This is a genomic window from Mesorhizobium sp. M2E.F.Ca.ET.209.01.1.1, from assembly GCF_004010375.2.
Taxonomy (GTDB): Bacteria; Pseudomonadota; Alphaproteobacteria; order Rhizobiales; family Rhizobiaceae; genus Mesorhizobium.
On sequence record NZ_SADP02000523.1, the window covers coordinates 1 to 354 of the forward strand.

The following is a 354-nucleotide window of genomic DNA, read 5'->3' on the forward strand; positions in this document are numbered from 1 at the left end:
CGTTCGCCGGCATGGAAATCAAGGTCGTGTCGGAAACCCTGACAACGCACCAGTACGAGTCGCAGACGCTGGCGCCGGCCTTCACCGCCATCACCGGCATCAAGGTCACGCATGATGTCATCCAGGAGGGCGACGTCGTCGAGAAGTTCCAGACCCAGATGCAGACCGGCCAGAACCTCTATGACGGCTGGGTCAACCACTCCGACCTGATCGGCACGCACTGGCGTTATCAGCAGGCGCGCAACCTGACCGACTGGATGGCCGGCGAGGGCAAGGACGTCACAGATCCGATGCTCGACGTCGACGACTTCATCGGCAAATCCTTCACCACCGCGCCGGACGGCAAGCTCTACC

1 pseudogene is annotated in these 354 nt (G+C 62.1%); it reads left to right on the forward strand.

The window, feature by feature from the left end:
* Positions 1–354, forward strand: a pseudogene (locus EN852_RS36755) (carbohydrate ABC transporter substrate-binding protein); the annotation flags it as partial.